Annotated in this window: 22 protein-coding genes and 1 pseudogene; 10 read left to right on the top strand and 13 right to left on the bottom strand. The window is 63.8% G+C overall.

From position 1 onward, the window contains the following. Positions 1 to 311 precede the first annotated feature (311 nt). The 3 genes from rraA to clpS form a co-directional block, all read right to left on the bottom strand. Positions 312 to 791 (bottom strand): ribonuclease E activity regulator RraA, encoded by a 480-nt coding sequence (rraA, locus tag C662_RS02335; protein WP_002924501.1) that lies wholly within the window; start codon positions 789 to 791, stop codon positions 312 to 314. A gap of 135 nt (positions 792 to 926) precedes the next feature. Beyond that, a complete protein-coding gene (clpA, locus tag C662_RS02330) occupies positions 927 to 3,200 on the bottom strand; it encodes an ATP-dependent Clp protease ATP-binding subunit ClpA (protein ID WP_002924499.1) in 2,274 nt (757 codons plus the stop codon). Continuing rightward, positions 3,201 to 3,509, bottom strand: coding sequence for an ATP-dependent Clp protease adapter ClpS (gene clpS, locus C662_RS20690; RefSeq protein ID WP_002924497.1), 309 nt, complete (start codon positions 3,507 to 3,509; stop codon positions 3,201 to 3,203). Positions 3,510 to 3,900: 391 nt separating this feature from the next. Here clpS and C662_RS02320 point away from each other — a divergent pair, with 391 nt between their 5' ends. Continuing rightward, positions 3,901 to 4,104 carry a cold-shock protein gene (locus C662_RS02320; RefSeq protein WP_002924494.1) on the top strand — a complete coding sequence of 68 codons (204 nt, stop codon included), beginning with the start codon at positions 3,901 to 3,903 and terminating at the stop codon, positions 4,102 to 4,104. 214 nt (positions 4,105 to 4,318) lie between these two features. Here C662_RS02320 and rpmG read toward each other — a convergent pair whose 3' ends face one another. The 3 genes from rpmG to radC all read right to left on the bottom strand — a co-directional run bounded on the left by rpmG (position 4,319) and on the right by radC (position 5,554). Continuing rightward, positions 4,319 to 4,486: a 50S ribosomal protein L33 gene (rpmG, locus tag C662_RS02315; protein ID WP_002924480.1), complete on the bottom strand. Its 168-nt coding sequence runs from the start codon at positions 4,484 to 4,486 to the stop codon at positions 4,319 to 4,321. Positions 4,487 to 4,511: 25 nt separating this feature from the next. Continuing rightward, complete coding sequence (gene rpmB / locus C662_RS02310) at positions 4,512 to 4,748, bottom strand: 50S ribosomal protein L28 (RefSeq protein WP_002924478.1); 237 nt, start codon at positions 4,746 to 4,748, stop codon at positions 4,512 to 4,514. Positions 4,749 to 4,876: 128 nt separating this feature from the next. Further along, positions 4,877 to 5,554: a RadC family protein gene (gene radC / locus C662_RS02305; RefSeq protein ID WP_002924476.1), complete on the bottom strand. Its 678-nt coding sequence runs from the start codon at positions 5,552 to 5,554 to the stop codon at positions 4,877 to 4,879. A 66-nt stretch (positions 5,555 to 5,620) separates the two neighbouring features. Between radC and coaBC the strand changes: the two genes are divergently transcribed. From coaBC to C662_RS02285, 4 genes are all read left to right on the top strand, one after another. Beyond that, positions 5,621 to 6,823, top strand: a complete 1,203-nt coding sequence (gene coaBC / locus C662_RS02300) for a bifunctional phosphopantothenoylcysteine decarboxylase/phosphopantothenate--cysteine ligase CoaBC (protein ID WP_002924475.1) — start codon at positions 5,621 to 5,623, stop codon at positions 6,821 to 6,823. Between the two features lie 84 nt (positions 6,824 to 6,907). Then, on the top strand, positions 6,908 to 7,357 hold the full coding sequence (dut, locus tag C662_RS02295; RefSeq protein WP_002924474.1) for a dUTP diphosphatase: 450 nt from the start codon (positions 6,908 to 6,910) through the stop codon (positions 7,355 to 7,357). Further along, entirely contained in the window at positions 7,357 to 7,785 is a 429-nt protein-coding gene (locus C662_RS02290) for an NUDIX hydrolase (RefSeq protein ID WP_002924472.1), read from the top strand. Before dut ends, C662_RS02290 begins: the two co-directional genes overlap by 1 nt. Positions 7,786 to 7,917: 132 nt before the next feature. Further along, a complete protein-coding gene (locus C662_RS02285) occupies positions 7,918 to 8,538 on the top strand; it encodes a c-type cytochrome (RefSeq protein ID WP_002924470.1) in 621 nt (206 codons plus the stop codon). Positions 8,539 to 8,652: 114 nt separating this feature from the next. On the opposite strand, the gene C662_RS02280 is transcribed toward C662_RS02285, so the two are convergent. Then, entirely contained in the window at positions 8,653 to 9,930 is a 1,278-nt protein-coding gene (locus C662_RS02280; protein ID WP_002924467.1) for an NAD(P)/FAD-dependent oxidoreductase, read from the bottom strand. Positions 9,931 to 9,949: 19 nt separating this feature from the next. Next, a complete protein-coding gene (locus tag C662_RS02275; protein ID WP_002924465.1) occupies positions 9,950 to 10,255 on the bottom strand; it encodes a c-type cytochrome in 306 nt (101 codons plus the stop codon). Between the two features lie 195 nt (positions 10,256 to 10,450). On the opposite strand from C662_RS02275, the gene soxY reads away from it, so the two are divergent. The 5 genes from soxY (at position 10,451) to C662_RS02250 (ending at position 13,999) form a co-directional block, all read left to right on the top strand. Next, complete coding sequence (soxY, locus tag C662_RS02270; RefSeq protein ID WP_002924459.1) at positions 10,451 to 10,918, top strand: thiosulfate oxidation carrier protein SoxY; 468 nt, start codon at positions 10,451 to 10,453, stop codon at positions 10,916 to 10,918. A 28-nt stretch (positions 10,919 to 10,946) separates the two neighbouring features. Further along, positions 10,947 to 11,258 (top strand): thiosulfate oxidation carrier complex protein SoxZ, encoded by a 312-nt coding sequence (gene soxZ, locus C662_RS02265; RefSeq protein WP_002924457.1) that lies wholly within the window; start codon positions 10,947 to 10,949, stop codon positions 11,256 to 11,258. 140 nt (positions 11,259 to 11,398) lie between these two features. Continuing rightward, positions 11,399 to 11,653: a DUF4212 domain-containing protein gene (locus C662_RS02260; protein WP_002924454.1), complete on the top strand. Its 255-nt coding sequence runs from the start codon at positions 11,399 to 11,401 to the stop codon at positions 11,651 to 11,653. 12 nt (positions 11,654 to 11,665) lie between these two features. Then, on the top strand, positions 11,666 to 13,471 hold the full coding sequence (locus C662_RS02255; protein ID WP_002924451.1) for a sodium:solute symporter family protein: 1,806 nt from the start codon (positions 11,666 to 11,668) through the stop codon (positions 13,469 to 13,471). Positions 13,472 to 13,609: 138 nt separating this feature from the next. Further along, positions 13,610 to 13,999, top strand: a complete 390-nt coding sequence (locus tag C662_RS02250) for a hypothetical protein (protein ID WP_002924449.1) — start codon at positions 13,610 to 13,612, stop codon at positions 13,997 to 13,999. Positions 14,000 to 14,045: 46 nt separating this feature from the next. Here C662_RS02250 and C662_RS02245 read toward each other — a convergent pair whose 3' ends face one another. The 5 genes and pseudogenes from C662_RS02245 to C662_RS02225 form a co-directional block, all read right to left on the bottom strand. Further along, positions 14,046 to 14,297, bottom strand: a complete 252-nt coding sequence (locus tag C662_RS02245) for a DUF4212 domain-containing protein (protein WP_002924445.1) — start codon at positions 14,295 to 14,297, stop codon at positions 14,046 to 14,048. Positions 14,298 to 14,341: 44 nt separating this feature from the next. Next, positions 14,342 to 16,399: an elongation factor G gene (fusA, locus tag C662_RS02240; protein WP_002924444.1), complete on the bottom strand. Its 2,058-nt coding sequence runs from the start codon at positions 16,397 to 16,399 to the stop codon at positions 14,342 to 14,344. Between the two features lie 107 nt (positions 16,400 to 16,506). Next, a pseudogene (locus C662_RS02235) lies at positions 16,507 to 18,132 on the bottom strand (hypothetical protein). 63 nt (positions 18,133 to 18,195) lie between these two features. Further along, on the bottom strand, positions 18,196 to 18,930 hold the full coding sequence (locus C662_RS02230; protein ID WP_002924443.1) for an LrgB family protein: 735 nt from the start codon (positions 18,928 to 18,930) through the stop codon (positions 18,196 to 18,198). After that, positions 18,927 to 19,292 (bottom strand): CidA/LrgA family protein, encoded by a 366-nt coding sequence (locus C662_RS02225; protein ID WP_002924442.1) that lies wholly within the window; start codon positions 19,290 to 19,292, stop codon positions 18,927 to 18,929. Before C662_RS02225 ends, C662_RS02230 begins: the two co-directional genes overlap by 4 nt. Position 19,293 lies beyond the last annotated feature (1 nt).

Genomic DNA, 19,293 nt, shown 5'->3' with positions numbered 1-19,293 from the left:
GCAGAAGGGTTCAACCATCGGGGGCCGGCTCAGGCACCGGGCTCCTATCCGGACTGCGGGCGTCTTCGAGGGAGAAAGGGCCGTGCAGATGGAGTGGAAGTATAGGCGGCATTCTGCGCAGCAGCAATATGTCTTATATAAGACATAAGAAAAAAATTTATACTTTAAATACAGTGCGTTGTGATGTATGTTTCGTGATGTGAAAAGAAGATCGGTACAGTGAAATGGGTTTGCGTCCATCCTGTGTTGCGCTGCAAGCCGATTCACGGTGCCTGTGAGCCGCCTCAGTCAGGAGGCGGCTCACTCAGCGCTCAAAGCAGGGCGTCTGGCGACAGGACGACCCCGTCCTCATCCGCATAGACATGGTGGCCGGGTACGAAGGTGACGCCGCCGAAGGTGACGGGGACGTCGACCTCGCCGACGTCACGTTTTACCGTCTTGCGCGGGTGGGTGCCGAGCGCGAATACGCCGAGATCCATCTGGCCGATCGCGGCCGAGTCACGGATGCAGCCGTACACGATGATGCCTGCCCAGCCGTTCTTCACGGCAAGCTCGGCGAGCTGGTCGCCCACCAAGGCGCAGCGCATCGACGCGCCACCGTCTACAACGAGGACGCGGCCGGCGCCGGGGCTGTCCACTGCCTTGCGTACGAAGGAATTGTCCTCGAACAGCTTGAGGGTGGCGATCTGGCCGCCGAACGACTTTCGTCCGCCGTAGGACGAGAACATCGGTGCGACCACTGAAAGCGCGTCGCCGTGGGTGTCGCAGAGATCGGCTGTCTGGATGTTCATGCTAGCTCCCGGAAGAAGTGTCAGGTGGGCGAGGCAGCGCAGGCTGCATTCCGGGCGGCATCATATACAAAAAAACGAGGCCACCCCGTTACCGGAGCGGCCTCGCAGTCCTTGCCGAGGGGGCGGCGGTGTCGATCAGGCCGTTGCCGTCTCGGTCTCTTCGAACACGAGCTTCACCTTGTCGTCGTCATCGAGATCGATGGTGACCTTGCCGCCATTGACCAGGCGTCCGAACAGCAACTCGTCGGCCAGGGCGGAGCGGATCGTGTCCTGGATGAGGCGTGCCATCGGACGCGCACCCATGAGCGGATCAAAACCCTTCTCGGCGAGCCAGGCCTTGAGCTCGTTGCTGAAGTGGGCCTCGACCTTCTTCTCGTGCAACTGCGCCTCGAGCTGCATCAGGAACTTGTCGACCACGCGCAGGATGATGCCGTTGTCGAGCGCCTTGAACGAGATCATGGCGTCGAGCCGGTTACGGAACTCCGGCGTGAACATGCGCTTGATCTCGTTCATCTCGTCACCCGCCTCACGTTTGGCGGAGAAGCCGATCACCGATTTCTGCATGGCTTCGGCACCCGCGTTGGTGGTCATGATGACGATCACGTTGCGGAAATCCGCCTGGCGGCCGTTGTTGTCGGTTAGCGTGCCATGGTCCATGACCTGCAGCAGGATGTTGTAGATGTCCGGGTGGGCTTTCTCGATCTCGTCGAGCAGCAGCACGCAGTGCGGCTTCTTGGTGATCTGCTCGGTGAGCAGGCCGCCTTGGTCGAAGCCGACGTAGCCCGGGGGGGCGCCGATCAGGCGGCTGACTGCGTGGCGCTCCATGTATTCCGACATGTCGAAGCGCACCAGCTCGATGCCCAGGGTATAGGCGAGCTGACGGGCAACCTCGGTCTTGCCGACGCCGGTGGGGCCGGAAAACAGGAAGGAGCCGATGGGCTTCTGAGGGTTGCCCAGGCCGGAACGCGACATCTTGATCGCCTTGGCGAGCGCCTCGATCGCGGCGTTCTGACCGAAGACGACGTTCTTGAGGTCGCGCTCGAGTGTCTTGAGTGCGGTCTTGTCGTCATTGGACACGGTTCGGGGCGGAATGCGGGCGATCTTGGCGACGATCTCCTCGATCTCGTTCTTGCCGATGGTCTTCTTCTGCCGCGACTTGGGCAGGATGCGTTGCGCAGCACCTGCTTCGTCGATGACGTCGATCGCCTTGTCGGGCAGGTGGCGGTCGTTGATGTAGCGTGCAGACAACTCTGCTGCGCTCGACAGCGCCGAGCTCGAGTACTTGATGCCGTGATGCTCCTCGAAGCGGCTCTTGAGTCCCTTCAGGATCTCGACCGTCTCCGCGACCGAGGGCTCGACCACGTCGATCTTCTGGAAGCGCCGCGACAGCGCGTGATCCTTCTCGAAGATCTGGCGGAACTCGTTGTAGGTCGTCGCTCCTATGCACTTCAGCTGCCCCGATGACAGTGCGGGCTTGAGCAGGTTGGACGCGTCCAGCGTGCCGCCCGAAGCTGCGCCGGCGCCGATCAGGGTATGGATCTCGTCGATGAACAGGATTGCATTCGGGTTCTCGACGAGTTGCTTGAGCACCGCCTTCAGGCGCTGCTCGAAGTCGCCGCGATACTTGGTGCCTGCGAGCAAGGCACCCATGTCGAGTGCGAACACCTGGGCGTTCTCGAGGATCTCCGGCACGCGCCCCTCCACAATGCGACGCGCGAGCCCCTCGGCGATCGCGGTCTTGCCCACGCCAGCCTCGCCGACCAGCAGCGGGTTGTTCTTGCGTCGGCGGCACAGCGTCTGGATGACACGCTCCACTTCCTTCTCGCGGCCGATCAGCGGGTCAATCTTGCCGACCAGGGCCTGCTGGTTGAGGTTCTGAGTGTAGCTGTCGAGGGCGCCGCCTGATTGCTTGTCCTCCTGGTCCTGCTCGGGCGACTCGCCCTCGCTGCGGCTCTGAGGTGCTGCACCCTGGGGGGGCGCCTTGGCGATGCCATGCGAGATGAAGTTGACGACATCCAGGCGCGAAACGTTCTGCTTCTGCAGGAAATAGACGGCGTGGGAGTCCTTTTCCCCGAAGATTGCCACCAGTACGTTGGCGCCTGTCACTTCCTTCTTGCCGGAGGACTGGACGTGCAGGATGGCGCGCTGGATCACACGCTGGAAGCCCAGGGTGGGCTGGGTGTCGATCTCGTCGCTGCCCTCGATACGTGGTGTGTGCTCGTTGATGAACTCGGTCAGTTCGCGCCGCAGTTCGTCCAGGTTGGCGGCGCATGCACGCAACACCTGCGCGGCCGAGGGATTGTCCAGCAGTGCGAGCAACAGGTGCTCGACCGTGATGAACTCGTGCCGCTTCTGTCTGGCCTCGACGAAGGCCATGTGCAGGCTCACTTCAAGCTCTTGCGCGATCATTCAGTTTTCCTCCATCACGCATGCCAGCGGATGTTGATGCTGACGAGCAAACGAGGCGACCTGCTCAACCTTGGTCGTCGCGACGTCTCTTGGGAAGACGCCACATACCCCCATGCCCTCTCTGTGGACTTGGAGCATGACTCGCGTGGCACGTTCGCGATCCATGCCGAAATATTTCTGCAGTACGAGCACTACGAAATCCATTGGTGTGTAGTCGTCGTTGAGCAGAAGCACCTTGTATAACGGCGGCGGACGGGTGCGCGTCCGCTGCGCCTCCAGGACTAAATCGTCACGTTTCTGGGTACCCATGAAACTCATTCTAATGAAGTCGGGGCAGAGTGCAACAGCCGTATCCAGGGCGGAATCCTGCGCTTCCCGGGGAACCAAGTGTGTGGTTTCGGAGTCACGCGCGAGTACTCGATAGTGCGCCGCGACACCGGTGCAAGTGCATGCAGCGCCTTGAATCTCTGCTGTTGTCCGGTTTTGAATGGGGGTGAGGTTGCTGCGTTGCGCAATCGAATGGGCCTGCAAGGCCGTTGACGCTCCCAGTTCGAATGCGTAAAAGTTTGCTTGCGCACTGGGCTGAAGCTTGTTCCCGAGCGGCATCAGGGGCTTGTGCAGGTCTTTGTCGGCGTCGCAACAGACCGAGGGTGCTTCGGCGTCGCGGTCTAATCAAGCAACTTTGAGGGATTCAAGCAATATGGCAACTGGTACCGTGAAGTGGTTCAACGATTCCAAGGGCTTTGGGTTCATTACACCCGATGACGGGAGCGAGGACCTGTTCGCACATTTTTCCGCCATCAACATGAGTGGCTTCAAGAGCCTGAAGGAAGGCGAGAAGGTCTCCTTCGAGGTCACGCAGGGTCCGAAGGGCAAGCAGGCGTCCAACATCCAGCGCGCTTGAGTTCCTCATGAGCGGAGGTCCGCCAATGGCGAGGAGAGATCCTCGATCGAGGTGGGGAGTGACAGCGAAAGTGTAGTAACGAAAACGGCCATTGCATCAGCAATGGCCGTTTTCGTTACAGCTGGAGTCGATCTGCCGTGACTTTTCGACCCTGCCGCGGACGGTATGTCCGGCGGCGGATCGCGCCTCGCTGGCTTGCCCGCGAGGCTTGGTCTTACTTCAGCTTCACTTCCTTGTACGGGACGTGCTTGCGCGCGACCGGGTCGTACTTGTTGAACTCGAGCTTGTTCGGGGTGGTGCGCTTGTTCTTGGAAGTCGTGTAGAAGTGACCCGTACCGGCGGTCGATTCCAGCTTGATCTTCTCGCGGATGCCCTTGGCCATGGCGTTCTCCGTTCAGTTCGGTTGCTTACAGCTTCTCGCCGCGGGCGCGAAGCTCGGCAACGACGACGTCGATGCCTTTCTTGTCGATCGTGCGCAGACCGGCGTTGGAAACGCGCAGGCGGATCCAGCGGTTCTCGCCTTCGCTCCAGAAGCGGCGGCTCTGCAGGTTGGGCAGAAAACGACGCTTGGTCTTGTTGTTTGCGTGGGAAACGTTATTTCCCACCATCGGTGCTTTACCGGTCACTTGGCAGACGCGAGCCATACGATGCTCCAGGGAATTCTGATTGCGGAAAACGTGCGAGGATAATGCACGCAGCCATCCAATGGCAAGCCCTGTGAGACAAAAAACGCCGGTTCGATGCGTGCTTACCGTTGCGCGGGGGCGAATACCTACAGCAGGCCGCGTTCAGCGAAGGAGACGGCCTGGCCGTGGGCAGGTACGACGAAATGATCGAGTACGCGGACGTCGACCAGGTCGAGGGCGTCTTTCAGGCTGCGGGTGAGCAATTCGTCTGCCGTGCTCGGCTCGGCGGCGCCAGATGGGTGGTTGTGTGCAAGAACGACCGCGGCGGCGTTATGGGCGAGGGCCAGCTTGACGACCTCGCGGGGATAGACCGAGGTCTGGGTGAGTGTGCCGCGAAACAGATCGACCGCGACGATCAGGCGGTGGCGGGCGTCGAGCAGCATGACGCAGAAGGTCTCGTGCGGCAGATGCCCCAGCCTGAGTCGCAGCCAGTCGCGTACGGCCTGTGGCGAGTCGAACAGGGCGCGCTCGCTCATGGTCTCGGCAAGGGCCCGGCTCGAGAGTTCCATCACTGCCTGCAGTTGGGCATACTTCGCCAGCCCCATGCCGGGCAGGGCCGAGAATTCCGTTGCGCTTGCCGAGCATAGCCGGGTGAGGCTGCCGAAGTGGTTCAGCAGTCCGCGTGCGAGATCGACAGCGCTTTGGCCTGGAATGCCGACGCGCAGGAAGATGGCGAGCAGCTCGGCGTCGGACAGTGCCGCTGCGCCGCGGGCGATGAGTTTTTCGCGTGGGCGCTCGTCGGCTGGCCAGTCGGTGATCGCCATCGTGGGCCTTTCCTCAGGTTGGGTGCTGCAGTATATGTGTATCGGGTTTTATTATAGGCGAATGGCATGATCATGTTGAAGGGTCGAAGGATCGTCGTCGGTGTCACCGGGGGGGTGGCGGCGTACAAGGCGGCCGAATTGGTGCGCCTGCTCGGCAAGGCCGGGGCGGACGTCCACGTGGTGCTGAGCGAGGGCGGGGCCCGCTTCGTGACTGCCGTCACCTTTCAGGCGCTGTCGGGCAATACGGTGTGGACGGACTTGTGGGATGCGCGCATGCCCAACAACATGGCGCACATCGACCTTGGCCGTGATGCCGATGCGATCCTGGTTGCGCCAGCTACGGCTGACTTCATTGCCCGGCTCGCGCAGGGCAGGGCAGACGATCTGCTCAGCACCTTGTGCCTTGCACGCGATGTGCCGCTCATCGTTGCCCCAGCGATGAACCGCCAGATGTGGGAGTCTCCTCCTACTCGCCGCAACCTTGCTCAGGTGCGCGAGGATGGCGTCGAAGTGTTCGGCCCTGCCGCCGGCGATCAGGCCTGTGGCGAGGTCGGCATGGGGCGCATGCTGGAGCCCGAGGAGATCGTGGAGCGTCTAGAGGGCTTTTTCGTGCCCCGTGTGCTTGCCGGGCGCAAGGTGGTGCTGACTGCAGGCCCGACTTTCGAGGCGATCGATCCGGTGCGTGGTATCACCAACATCAGCTCGGGCAAGATGGGCTACGCGCTTGCGCGCGCCTGTGCCCAGGCAGGTGCGGAGGTTGTGCTGGTGAGCGGGCCTGTCAGCCTGCCGGTGCCCGCGGGGGTTCGCCGGGTCACCGCAGGGAGTGCCCTGGGTATGCGCGAGCAGGTGTTCGCCGCCCTGCCTGGAGCCGACGTGTTCATTGGCGTTGCGGCCGTGGCCGATTACCGCCCGCTGGAGGTTGCCGAGCACAAGATCAAGAAGAGCGGCGAGACGCTCGAGATTGCGCTGACGCCGAACCCCGACATTCTTGCCGAGGTGGCTGCCAGGCAGGACGCCCCTTTCTGTGTAGGCTTCGCGGCCGAAAGCCGGGATCTCGATGCGTATGCGGAGGGCAAGCGGCGCAGGAAGGGTTTGCCGATGCTGGTCGGCAACCTGGTGAGTGACGGCATGGGCGGTGATGAGAATACCGTGGTCCTGTATGACGACGCCGGCCGCCATCCGCTGCCACGTGCGCCGAAGGCAGAGCTTGCGCATGGGATTGTTTCGCATCTTGCGCGCCTGCTCGATGGCTGCAGACCGCAGGCGTGACCGGCGCGGGGGCTGGGCGGACGGATTTTGTGGTGAATTGACGCTCACCCGGCCGTGGGCTGGCGGTGGGCAGGGAGAATGGATATGCATCGAATCGACGTGAAGCTGCTCGACGAGCGCCTCAGGACCCATCCGCCTGCTTATGCGACCGAGGGTGCTGCGGGCCTCGATCTGCGTGCCTGCCTGCCGGCACCGATCACCCTCCATCCGGGAGAAACGACGCTTGTGCCGAGCGGCCTGGCGATCCATCTCGCCGACCCGGGGCTGGCTGCAATGGTGCTGCCGCGCTCCGGACTGGGGCATAAGCATGGCATCGTGCTTGGCAACCTGGTCGGGCTGATCGATTCCGACTACCAGGGGCAGATCTTCGTGTCGGTGTGGAACAGGGGGCGGGCGAGTTTCACTATTCAGCCCATGGAGCGCATCGCTCAGCTGGTCGTGGTGCCGGTGCTGCAGGTTGGCTTCAACCTGGTCGAGCAGTTCGCCCAGAGCGAACGCGGCGCCGACGGATTCGGCAGTACCGGGAAGCACTGATGAGGCATGCTGGCATTCCCGTGGGTGTTCATGTGATCTGCGAGGATGCAGGAGGGATCCTGCTCATGCGGCGCGCGGGCACCGGCTTTTTCGACGGCTTGTTCAGTCTGCCGGGAGGGCATGTCGAGCCGGGTGAGTCCATCGGCGAGGCGGCGAGGCGAGAGTTGCTTGAAGAAACAGGGCTCAGGGTCGAGTTGGGCGATCTGCGTCACGTCGGTACTGTCCACCGACGTTCGGATACCAACCGGATCGATTTCTTCGTCCGGGCCGACGCCTTCGCTGGCCGACCCGAGATCCGCGAACCGGACAAGTGCGATGCGCTGGACTGGCATGATCCGCGTTGCCTGCCGACGCAGATGGTGCCTTATGTGCGCTCGGCACTGGCTCAGGGCGGGAGTCCGTGGTTTCTCGAGCTGGGTTGGGACTGACCGTCCGCGCCCGGAGCGGCTATCGGTCTCTTAAGCCGGTCTGAGGCGTTCTGCACGTTTGACGCTTCTGCTAACCTTGAACCATTGACAGGCTGCCGATGGCCGTCCTGTCGCGAACAGGAGAGTGCAGGAATGAGGGCAGGCAGAAGCATCACGGTTGCGGCGTCAATGTTCATGTTCGCCTCGCTCGCCACGGCGGCTGGGGAACTGCCACAGGTCGATCTCGAGCGCGCCGCCGCGATCAATGCGGGGCGTTGCATGTTGTGCCACGGGCCTGAAGGCGATAGTTCTTCGCCGCTCTATCCGCGCCTGGCGGGCCAGCATCACCAATATATCGCCAAGCAACTGGCGGACTTCAAGTCCGGCCGGCGTGCCAGCGACACCATGGGTGGCATGGTTCAGGATCTTGCCGAGGACGAAATGCTCGCGCTCGGTGTGTTCTTCGAGACCAAGCCGACCAAGCCGCGCGAGGCACGAGACAAGGATCTCGCATCGGTAGGGCGCTTCATCTTCCATCGCGGCAATGAGTTCTCCGGGGTGGCGGCCTGTGCCGGCTGCCACGGCGATCGTGGCTTGGGTACCGAACAGTTGCCGCGCCTCGCAGGGCAGGTGCCACGCTACACCGAGGCCCAGCTCAATTCGTTCAACAAGCGTCAGCGCACCAACGACAACGAGATCATGCACTCGATCGCCTCGAAGCTCACCGAGCTAGAGGTCAAGGCGGTGTCGCTCTACATCAGTACGCTGGACTGATAAAGGCGACGGCCTCGGGGCGGAAACGAAGGGGGCGCACGGATCCAGGATCCGTGCGCCCCCTTCGTCATGACAGCGCGGCGCCGCGGAGGCGCCTGCAGCGGCGGGGACTCGTCAGGCGAGCATGTCGGCCCAGATGTTGCGCGCCCAGCCCATCGCAAACTTGCCTTCGAGCTCATTGGCTGCAGCCGAAACGCCGCCTGCGCCTTCCACTGGCAACGGCTGCTGCTTTTCGGCGTTGTACTGGTGAACCGAAGCAACATGGATGACGTTCTTGTCATCGACGAAGCTGTAGCAGGTGTTCATCAGTACGGGTGCTGCGTTCGGAGCCTTGCCTTCGAGCAGGTTCAGAATGGCTGCAGCGACCAGCTTGCCATGCTGGTTGGCCATGTGACCGGACTTCGGCATCGTGGGCGCGGGGAAGATCGCGTCGCCGATCACATGTACGCCCGGCACGCCCTTGGCTTCCATCGACAGCCATTCGACGTCGACCCAGCGCTCGTTGATCAGCGGCAGGCCGGCCTGAGCGGCGATATTGCCTGCACGCATCGGCGGGATGACATTGAGCACGTCGGCCTTGATCTCGTCGAACTCCAGCCGTGCCTTGCGGCTGGCCGCATCCACGCCCTCGAGCTTGCTGCCGGGCACGTATTCGAGAAGCGCGCCGTAGCTCTCGAACGCCTTGGTAAACAGGCCCTTCTTGGACTGGATCTCGTCGTTGGCGTCGAGCACGAGCACCTTGGACTTCGGCTTGGTGTCGCGCAGGTAGTTGGCGACCAGGCAGGCGCGCTCGTAAGGCCCCGGCGGGCAGCGATAGGGTGCGCGCGGAATGGTGAGCGCGAACACGCCGCCATCGGGCATGTCCTCGAGTTGCTTGCGCAGCAGTGCGGTCTGCGGGCCGGCCTTCCAGGCGTGCGGCACGAGTTCCTCGTTGCCGTCGAGGCCTGCGACTGCGCCTGGGATGAAGTCGATGCCCGGCGACAGCACGACGCGGTCATAGCCCAGCGTGCCATGCCTGGCAGTGGTAACCATGCGCTTGTCGGGGTCGAGTGCGGTCACCTCGTCCGTGATCACCTTGACGCCCCAGTTTTCACGCAGGTTGTCGTAGCTGACCGTGATGTCGTCCATCTGCTGCAGGCCGCCGATCACCAGGTTGGAGATCGGGCAGGAGACGAAGCGCGTGTTGCGCTCGATCAGTGTCACATCCACGCTGCCCTGGCTCCACATGCGCAGGTACTTGGCGACGGTGGCGCCGCCGAAGCCGCCGCCAACGACGACGATGTGCCCTTTTGCAGTCGAGCCTGCCGCATTGGCCAGCCCGGAGAGACCGGTCAGCGTGGTGCCACCCGCAGCGATGCCGATGGCCTTGATGAAGTCGCGTCTGTTGATCATCGTTGTTCCCCTGTGAGCCTTATTTCTGCGCGGCGAACCATTCGCTGATCAGCGCCAGCTGTTCCTCGGTGTAGCCCTTGACGATCTGGTGCATGATCGTTGCCGGCGCGTCGCCCGAGCGGAAGTCAGCGAGCTTTTTCATGATTTTCTCGGCCGATTCGCCAGCGAGTGACGCCATGCCCTTCTGTGCGTTGCCGTTCGTGCCGTGGCAGTTCGCACACGTCGCGGCAAGGTTGCGGGCGAGATGGGGGTCGGCGTCCTGCGCCTGTGCCGTGCCGACGAGGCCGGCCAGGCCGAGTGCGGCGATTGCGATCCTGAGTTGCACTGCGTTGTTCCTCCGTTGGGTTGCCGTTCAAGTCTTCTGATGGGGCGCGAGCCGCTTTCGGGTCCTGGGGCCTGGGCCGTAACAGGCCAGAGTATATCCAATCGGCCGAGGAGGAAATCCTCGGCTCAGGGGTGGCGCAGCCAATGCCGAAGGGCCTGGGTACAATGAAAGGCTTGGTCGACAAGGAGTGAAAGGATGAATCATCAACGCAGGGACGCCCTGAAAGCTGCAGGGGGCTTGGGTGTTTTCGGCTTGCTTGCGGCCATCGGCTTCATCAGGCCGGAGCTTGCGCACGCGGCCCGAAATGAGGCGGCCTTCAGCGCAAAGAGCCTGGATGCGGTCGTCGCCGCGCTTGGCGCCACCACGCCGGCCGAGAGTGGCGGCATCCTGATTTCCGCCCCTGACATTGCCGAAGATGGTGCGGCGGTGCCGGTCGGTGTGCTCAGTACATTGCCCGGCACCGATCAGATCGTGATCATGGTCGAGAAGAACCTGAACATGGTCGCCGCCTCCTTCGTGATTGCGTCGGGCACGATGGCCGACGTGCAGACAAGCATCAAGATGGGGCAGACATCCAATGTGCTGGCCATGGTGCGGGCTGACGGCAAGTACTTCGTCGCCAAGCGGGAAGTCAGGGTGACCCTCGGCGGCTGCGGCGGCTGAGTGTGCATTGGAAAAGGAGAGCAAGGCTATGACAAATCCGACGCGTATCCGTGCCATCGCCAAGGACGGCATTACCGAAGTTCGCATGCGGATGTCGCACGACATGGAAACCGGTCAGCGCAGGTCGGCGTCCGGCGAGCTGATTCCCGCGCACTTCATTACCTCGGTCACCGTCAGGCACAAGGACAGGGTGGTGCTGGCCGCCGAGTTCAGCACTTCGGTGTCGGCCAATCCCAGTCTGGCGTTCAGGTTCGAGGGCGGCGCCAAGGGCGATGAGCTGAGCGTGAGCTGGGTCGACAACAGGGGAGGGGGGCGCTCCGACACGGTGCAGATCGCTTGAGCGGCCGGAGCCTGTTGTAAGGCGCTGTAAGGGATAAGTAAGACTGATGTTTCTATAATGCGCCCGCAGTCGTGTGGATCAGGCCGTATTGCGGCCGGAGAAGGACGGCGCGGGAGTTTCACTTCAGACGAGGAGACGTTATGGAAAACAATGCAGCAGGCTACTGGAAAGCCACGCTGAGCCTCCTGACCAAGATCATGATCGTATGGTTCCTGGTCTCGTATGGCGCCGGCATCCTTTTCGCCGATGTGCTCAACACGATCCACCTCGGCGGCTACCCGCTGGGCTTCTGGTTCGCGCAGCAAGGCTCGATCTACGTGTTCATCGCGCTGATCTTCTTCTACGCGAAGAAGATGGGTGAGATCGACCGCAAGTTCGACGTCCACGAAGAATAAACAGGGGGAGACATGGAACTTCAGACTCTGACTTACCTGGTGGTGGGCGCGTCCTTCGCCCTCTACATCGGTATCGCCATCTGGGCGCGCGCCGGCAGCACCAGCGACTTCTACGTCGCTGGCGGCGGTGTGCACCCGGTTACCAACGGCATGGCAACTGCAGCTGACTGGATGTCGGCGGCGTCCTTCATCTCCATGGCCGGCCTGATCGCCAACATGGGTTACGGCGGCGGCCTGTTCCTGATGGGCTGGACCGGCGGCTACGTGATCCTCGCCATGTGGCTGGCGCCCTACCTGCGCAAGTTCGGCAAGTTCACCGTGCCGCAGTTCATCGGCGACCGCTTCTACTCGAAGTCGGCCAGCACGGTGGCGGTGATCTGCCTTCTGATTGCCTCGATCACCTACGTGATCGGCCAGATGACCGGCGTGGGCGTGGCCTTCTCGCGCTTCCTCGGCGTCAGCAACGAGACCGGCATCTACCTCGGCATGGGCATCGTGTTTGCCTACGCGGTGTTCGGCGGCATGAAGGGCATCACCTACACCCAGGTGGCGCAGTACATCGTGCTGATCTCGGCCTACACCATCCCGGCCGTGTTCATCTCGCTGAACCTCACCGGCAACTTCCTGCCGCAGCTCGGCCTGGGCGCCAACCTGGTGGGTACCGACGTGTCCCTGCTGGATCGCCTGAACCAGGTCGTCACCGACCTTGGCTTCGCCGAGTACACCACCTCGGTGCCGGGCAGCAAGCTCAACATGTTCGTCTACACCGTGTCGCTGATGATCGGTACTGCGGGCCTGCCGCACGTCATCATCCGCTTCTTCACGGTGCCGAAGGTGGCTGACGCGCGCTACTCCGCGGGTTGGGCGCTGGTCTTCATCGCCATCCTGTACACCACCGCGCCCGCTGTTGCCGCGATGGCCAAGTACAACCTGCACGCTACGGTCAACTCCGCGATCACCACCAACGGCGATCTGTACGCCGAAGAGTCCAGCCTCAAGTACGACGAGCGTCCGGACTGGATGTCGCGCTGGGAAAAGACCGGCCTGCTGAAGTGGGAAGACAAGAACGGCGACGGTCGCATCCAGTACTACAACGACAAGACCAAGAGCGCCGACGTTCTGGCCAAGGCCGAGCAGGCTGGCTGGAAGGGCAGCGAGCTGACGGTCAACGCCGACATCATGGTGATGGCCAACCCCGAGATCGCGCTGCTGCCCAACTGGGTGATCGCGCTGGTCGCGGCGGGTGGCGTGGCTGCGGCGCTGTCGACCGCTGCCGGTCTGCTGCTGGCGATCTCGTCCGCGGTGTCGCATGACTTGGTGAAGAACGTGTTCGCGCCCAATATGTCGGACAAGAACGAGCTGATGGTCGGCAAAATCGCGATGGCAGGTGCGATCGTGCTCGCCGGCTGGCTCGGTCTGAACCCGCCGGGCTTCGCGGCCGGTACCGTGGCCCTGGCCTTCGGTATCGCGGCGTCCACGCTGTTCCCGGTGATCATGATGGGCATCTTCTCCAAGAAGATGAACAAGGAAGGCGCCATCGCCGGCATGCTGGCAGGCTTGGCCGTCACCCTGTTCTACGTGTTTGCTCACAAGGGCATCTTCTTCATCAAGGGCACCGAGTTCGTCGATCTGATCGGTGGCCCGAACAGCTTCTTCGGCATCACGCCGGAAGCCTTCGGTGCGATCGGTGCGGTGGTGAACTTCATCGTCGCCTTCGCGGTGGATAAGGTGACCAAGGAGCCGCCGGAGCACATCCAGCATCTGGTTGAAGAAGTGCGTATCCCGCGTGGCGCCAAGGCGGTCGACGGCGCGCACTAAGCTTCGAGTCTGGTACTGAGGCTCCCTCCCAGAGGGCCTCCCGAGAACCCCGCCAGCGGATTCCATGGCGGGGTTCTTTCTTTTATGGCACCTTGCGGGCTGCGGTCTTTTTTCCGTCAGCCGTGACTGGAGCAGTGAATGGTTCTGGATGTAAGCACCGTATTGACCTGGATTCTCTTCGTGGCCCTGTTCCCGATCGCGTTTTTCTGGCTGCGGCGGGCCTGGCGCATCGTCTTCAAGCGCGATTTCTCCGAGGTCGCGCTCAAGCGCGGCATGCCGCCGGCGAACCCGGCGAAGTTTGCGCCCTTCTCCGCGGTGATCAACTTCGTGTGCGGCATCATCATCCTGATGGTGATCTACGGCGTGCTGGTGCTTCAGCTCGAGTATGAGACCTGGAGTTCGACCGCCGGCGTGACCATCTGGAGCAAGTTCCTGCTCGACTTCATGCTCAGCCGCCACGCGCACCCGATCGCCTGGGGGCGCAAGAAGAAGGCAGCGGACGAGTCTGCCTCGGGTTCCGGCAAGTAAGGAGCAGGGCTGCGGGCAGTGGTTGCCGCCAGTGCTACGCCGGGCGTTATTTCACTCGGTAGCGGCGGTCGAGACGGTTCATCACCGTGACGTAGATGGCGATGATCACCAGATAGGTGATCATCGAGCCCTGGGCGAAGATGTAGAAGCCCAGCGGAAAGCCCATGAACTGTAAGCTGTTGAGCTCGTTAGCGTAGTAACCCGCGACAAAGGTCACGCCGAACCAGATCAACAGCAGGCAAAACGTCAGCAACAGGTTGCTGCGCCAGTAGGCGCGTTGGCGTTCGCTCAGCTTCATGTCAGTGTTGCGGCCCGGCGCCTGCACGCCGGGCCTGGGCGCGCTTAGTGCGCGCCGTTGCCGTTGCCGCCGCCGGTGTGCTGGCGGGCCAGTTCGGATTGTACGTCCTGCGGCGCAGGCTCGTGGCCGCCGGCTTCGAGGACGAATTCGCTTTCTCCTGCGCAGATTGCCTTGAGCCTGCCCTCGAAGCCGTCCAGGCCTGCCATCGGAACGCGCGCTGAGATCAGCGTCCAGCCTGCGGCGGGGCTGTCGGTGGCGGTCAGGCGGCCGCGGCGGCTGGCGAGTTCGGCACTGACTTCGCCGAACAGGGCATCGGCCACCTTCACCTGGATGTCGAGCAGGGGTTCGAGCACCAGCGGACGCGCGGCAAGCACGGCTTCGATGAGCGCGTGGCGGCCGGCGGTGACGAAGGAGACTTCGTTCGAATCGACCGCGTGATGCTTGCCATCGGTGATAACGACGCGGATATCCTGGATCGGAAACCCGGCCAGGGCGCCTTCCTCCAGCGCCTGGCGGACGCCTTTCTCGACCGCGGGCATGAAGTTGGTCGGGATGGTGCCGCCTTTCACCTCGTCGGCGAGTTCGATGCCGCTGCCGCGCGCGAGCGGTTCGACGCGGAGCGCCACCTCGCCGAACTGGCCTGCGCCGCCGCTTTGTTTCTTGTGTCGGTAGCGTGCCTCGGCCGTGATGGCGATGGTCTCGCGATAGGGGATGCTCGGCGTGGCCGTGTCGAGCTGCAGGTTCCAGCGCGCCGACAACTCGTCGAGCACGATCTTGAGGTGCTGCTCGCCGAGGCCCCGCACCACGGTGCGCCGGTTGCGCGGGTCGAAGCTCACCTCGAGGCAGGGGTCCTCCTCGAGCAGGCGCGTGAGCGCCTCGGAGAGCTTCTGTTCGTCGGCGGGCTTGCGCGTCATCAGTGCGAGGCCGAACACCGGCTGCGGGTAGGTGGCGGGGGCGAGGTGGTAGTAGTCCTCGTCGTGCGAGTCATGCAACACGGCGTCGCGCTGCAGTTCATCCACGCGGGCAACGGCGCACAGGTCGCCGGGCACGGCGAGTGTGGTTTCGATCGCGTTGCGCCCATGCATGCGCAGCAGGTGGGCAACCTTGAAGGGCTTGCGGCCGTCGCCGATGAAGAGTTGCGAGTTGGGCGTCACCTGCCCCTGATGGACGCGGAACAGACCGAGCTTGCCGCGGTAGGGGTCGTTGGCGATCTGGAATACGTGCGCGACGGCGTGGCGCTCGGCGTCGAGCATGACATCGACCGCTTCGGCGGCGCTGCCTTCGCCCTTGAGGAACTGGGGCGGGTTGGCTTCGGTGGGGTCGGGCGCGAGCTTGCCAAGGATGTCGAGCAGTTCGCGCACGCCCGCGCCGCTGCGCGCGGAGACGAAGCAGACGGGGATGAGGTGACCTTCGCGCAGGGCCTGCTCGAAGGGGGCATGCAGCTGCTCGGGCGCGAGCGACTCGCCTTGTTCGAGATACTGCGCCATCAGCGCTTCATCGAGTTCGACGACCTGATCGACGATGGCATCGTGTGCGGCTCTCACGCCGGAGAACGCGGTCGCGGCGGATTCGTCGGGCGCGAAGAAGCAGTCGATCACCTGGCTGCCGTCCGATGCGGGAAGGTTGAGCGGCAGGCATTCGCGGCCGAAACTTGCGACGATGTCGTCCATGAGGGCGCCGAAGTCGATGCCAGGTGCATCGATCCGGTTTACGATGATCATGCGGCACTTGTCACGGCCGGCTGCCATCATGCGGCGGGTGCCGCTTTCGACGCCGGCGGCGGCATTGATAACCACTGCAGCGGTGTCCACCGCTGGCAGGGTCAGCAGAGCGCGGCCGGCGAGATCGGGCAGGCCCGGGGTGTCGAGCAGGTTGATCCAGTGGCCGGCCCACTCCAGATGCACCAGTGCGGCGTGCAGCGAGTGGCCCATGGCTTTTTCCTGGGGGTCGAAATCGGACACCGTGTCGCCGCGCTCGACGCTGCCAGCGGCGCCGATCGCGCCCGAGGCCAGAAGCAGCGCCTCGACCAGCGTGGTCTTGCCGCTGCCCGCGTGGCCGAGCAGGGCGAGGTTGCGAATGTCGTGTACCGAGCTGGGTGTCATGTTTCGCCTCCCTTGGGGTTGAATGGCCTCAAGTGTCCGCCCGCGGGCGCTGGAAGGCAATGCGCAAGGTCAACATGCATGCAGGCGCCCGGCCTGCCGCTGCGGCCTCACGCGCTGCGCAGGCCGGCGCTCCGCGTGAGGCCGATCGCGACCAGCGGCAGCAGCAGACCGAGCGCCGTGACCGTGACCAGCAGCATGCCGAGTTCGCTGTAGTCGGCGGGTATCGTGATTGCACCAGTCGAGTCGTCGCGCACCTCGCGGGTTACCGTGTAGAGCTGATTGAGGTATTTGGTGCCAAGTTGCGAGGCCGACAGCGCAAGGTTGGCGAAGGAGCTCATCACCGCGAAGAAGGTGGCCTTCAGGTGCGCCGGAGCGGAGTTGGCGATCCACGCCAGCATCGGCACCATCGAGATCTGGCCGAGCGGCGATTCGAGCGCCGTGTCGATGACGGCGATGAAGCGCGCATCGACGATACCGCCCGTGCGTGCCGCGGTTCATTCGTGCAGGCCGTGGTACATGCCGATGATCGGCAGTGACAGCACTGTGGTGGCGAGCGTCAGGAAGACGACGATGTAGACGATCGAGCGCTCGGCCATGAAACGCCGGAACAGGAACAGGCCGAGCAGGGTCAGGCTGCTGGCGATCAGCGCCAGTTTGGCGAGGAAGGACTGGTCGAAGCCGAGTTCGTCGATCATCCACCACGTCGACCCCGCGCCGGGAGTGGGGATGGCGCGGAACACGAAGATGATGATGGCGGTGCCGAGCAGGGTGTTGCGCGCAGTGGGCGTGAGTTCGCGCAGCAGCCGGCCCATCATCACTGCGATGACGGTGAACGAGCCTGCGAAGATGATCTCCTGGCCGTAAGGCATGCCCGACAGGCCGACGCTGAGCGTGAGCGCGACGAACACCGCGCTGCCGCCCAGGATCCACCAGTTGGGGGTTGTGCGTTCCTGGGGCTCGTGCAGCAGGCGGTCGATCTCGGCGCGGTCACGGCCGAGCGCAGCCAGGCGGCGCGCCTCGCGGCGCTTGAGCCAGCCGGCGAGCAGCACGCCGCTGACCGACAGCAGCGGAATAAGTAGCGCCAGTTCGTAGATGTGCAGGTAGATCGCGACCTTCTCGGCCTCGGGCAGTGCGTCTGCGCCCTTGAACAGCACCACGTTGGCGAGCGACACCATCACGCTGCCGCCGATGATGGCCACCCGGCCCAGGGTTTGCATGGTGGTGTGCATCAGGCGTACGGTCGCCTCGTCGAGCGGCTGGCCGTGGGCGTCCACCTGGGGAACGGCCTCCACCGTCATCGCGTCGGCAACGGCGTCCTGCATCACGTAACCGACAGGAGCGAGCAGCACCGACAGCACGAACCAGGCTTCGGCGGGCATGATCGCGCGCATCGTGTCGGGGTTGCCGATCAGTCCGATCATGATGAAAAGGCTGGCGGCGATCAGGCTGGCGCCGAGATAGACGAGGCCGGCCTTGTAGCGCCACAGCAGGTCGACCAGATGGCCGATCGGCATCTTGAGCGCCCACGGAATGCCGGCCCAGAACCCCAGCGCGGCAAGGAAGGCGGCCGACAGGCCGAGGTAGTCCTTGACGAAGAAGGTGCCGACGATGCCGGTGAGTCCCGAGATGCCGGCCGCACAATACACCATCAGCGGCGGCAGGTAGGACAGCCGCATTTCGCGGCCGAGTTCGAGCAGGTTACGGTCGATCCAGCGGTAGATGGCGTGCAGCACTCTGTCGGCCTTGTCGTCGGGTCGGTTCATGGAGGTGGCGGCGAAGCTTTGCCGAGGGGGCCGTCAACCTGCGAACAGGCGCTCCACCCAGGGCATGATCCATGGCAGGGACAGCGCGGTGATGAGACCGTTCAGTCCCATCGCGAGTGCGGCGAAGGCGCCCGCCTGCTCACTGACCTGGAAGGCGCGCGCGGTGCCGATGCCATGCGAGGCAATGCCGATCGCGAAGCCATGCACGGCATGGTCGCCGACATGCAGTCGGCGCAGGATGGCGCGCCCGAACACTGCGCCGATGATGCCGGCGCTGATGACCAGCACCGCCGTGAGCGAGGGCAGGCCGCCAATACGCTCGGCCACGCCCATCGCGATCGGCGTGGTGACGCTCTTGGGCGCGAGCGACATCAGTGACTCGCGGCTGGCGCCGAGCAGGGCGCCGATGCCCCAAGCCGACAGTGCTGCGGTGAGCGAGCCCGCGACCAGCGCGATCAGGAGTGGGCCCGCCATGGCCTTGAGCCGCGGCCATTGTGCGTAGAGCGGAATCGCAAGCGCGACCGTCGCCGGCCCGAGCAGGAAGTGCACGAACTGGGCACCATCGAAATAGGTTTGGTAGGGCGTGCCGGTGGCGAGCAGCAGGGTGGCAAGGATGGCCACGCTGATCAGCACAGGGTTGGCGACCGGATGAAAGCCCGCGCGTTTGTAGATCCAGAAGGCGGCCTGGTAGGCGAGCAGGGTCAGCGTGAGACCAAGCAGCGGTGTCGCCGACAGGTAGACCCAGATTTCCTCGAGGTCCGGACTCATTGTTCGCGCTCCGCGGCCGTGCGTGCGCGGTTGCGAGTGAGCGCCTTGAGCACGAGCGCGGTCACCGCGATGGCGAGGAAGGTGCTGAGGAAGAGTGCGACCAGCAGGGGCAGCCATTCGGCGGCGATGCGATCGCCGTAGAGCACGATGCCTGTGCCCGCGGGCACGAACAGCAGCGACAGGTGCTGCAGCAGGGTGCCGGCGGTCTGGCGCAGGTCGTCGCCCGGGCCGCCGCGCAGCATGAGCACGAGAAAGAGCAGCGCCATGCCGATCACCGGTCCGGGAATCGGCAGCGCAAAGCCGCGGGCGATGACTTCGCCGGCGAGCTGGAAGACGAGAAGCAGGGTCAGGGCGGCGATCATC

The sequence above is a fragment of the Thauera sp. 28 genome, assembly GCF_000310145.2.
Lineage (GTDB): Bacteria > Pseudomonadota > Gammaproteobacteria > Burkholderiales > Rhodocyclaceae > Thauera > Thauera mechernichensis.
Note: the sequence above shows the minus strand (reverse complement) of the source record. Positions and strands in the feature narration are given on the sequence as shown.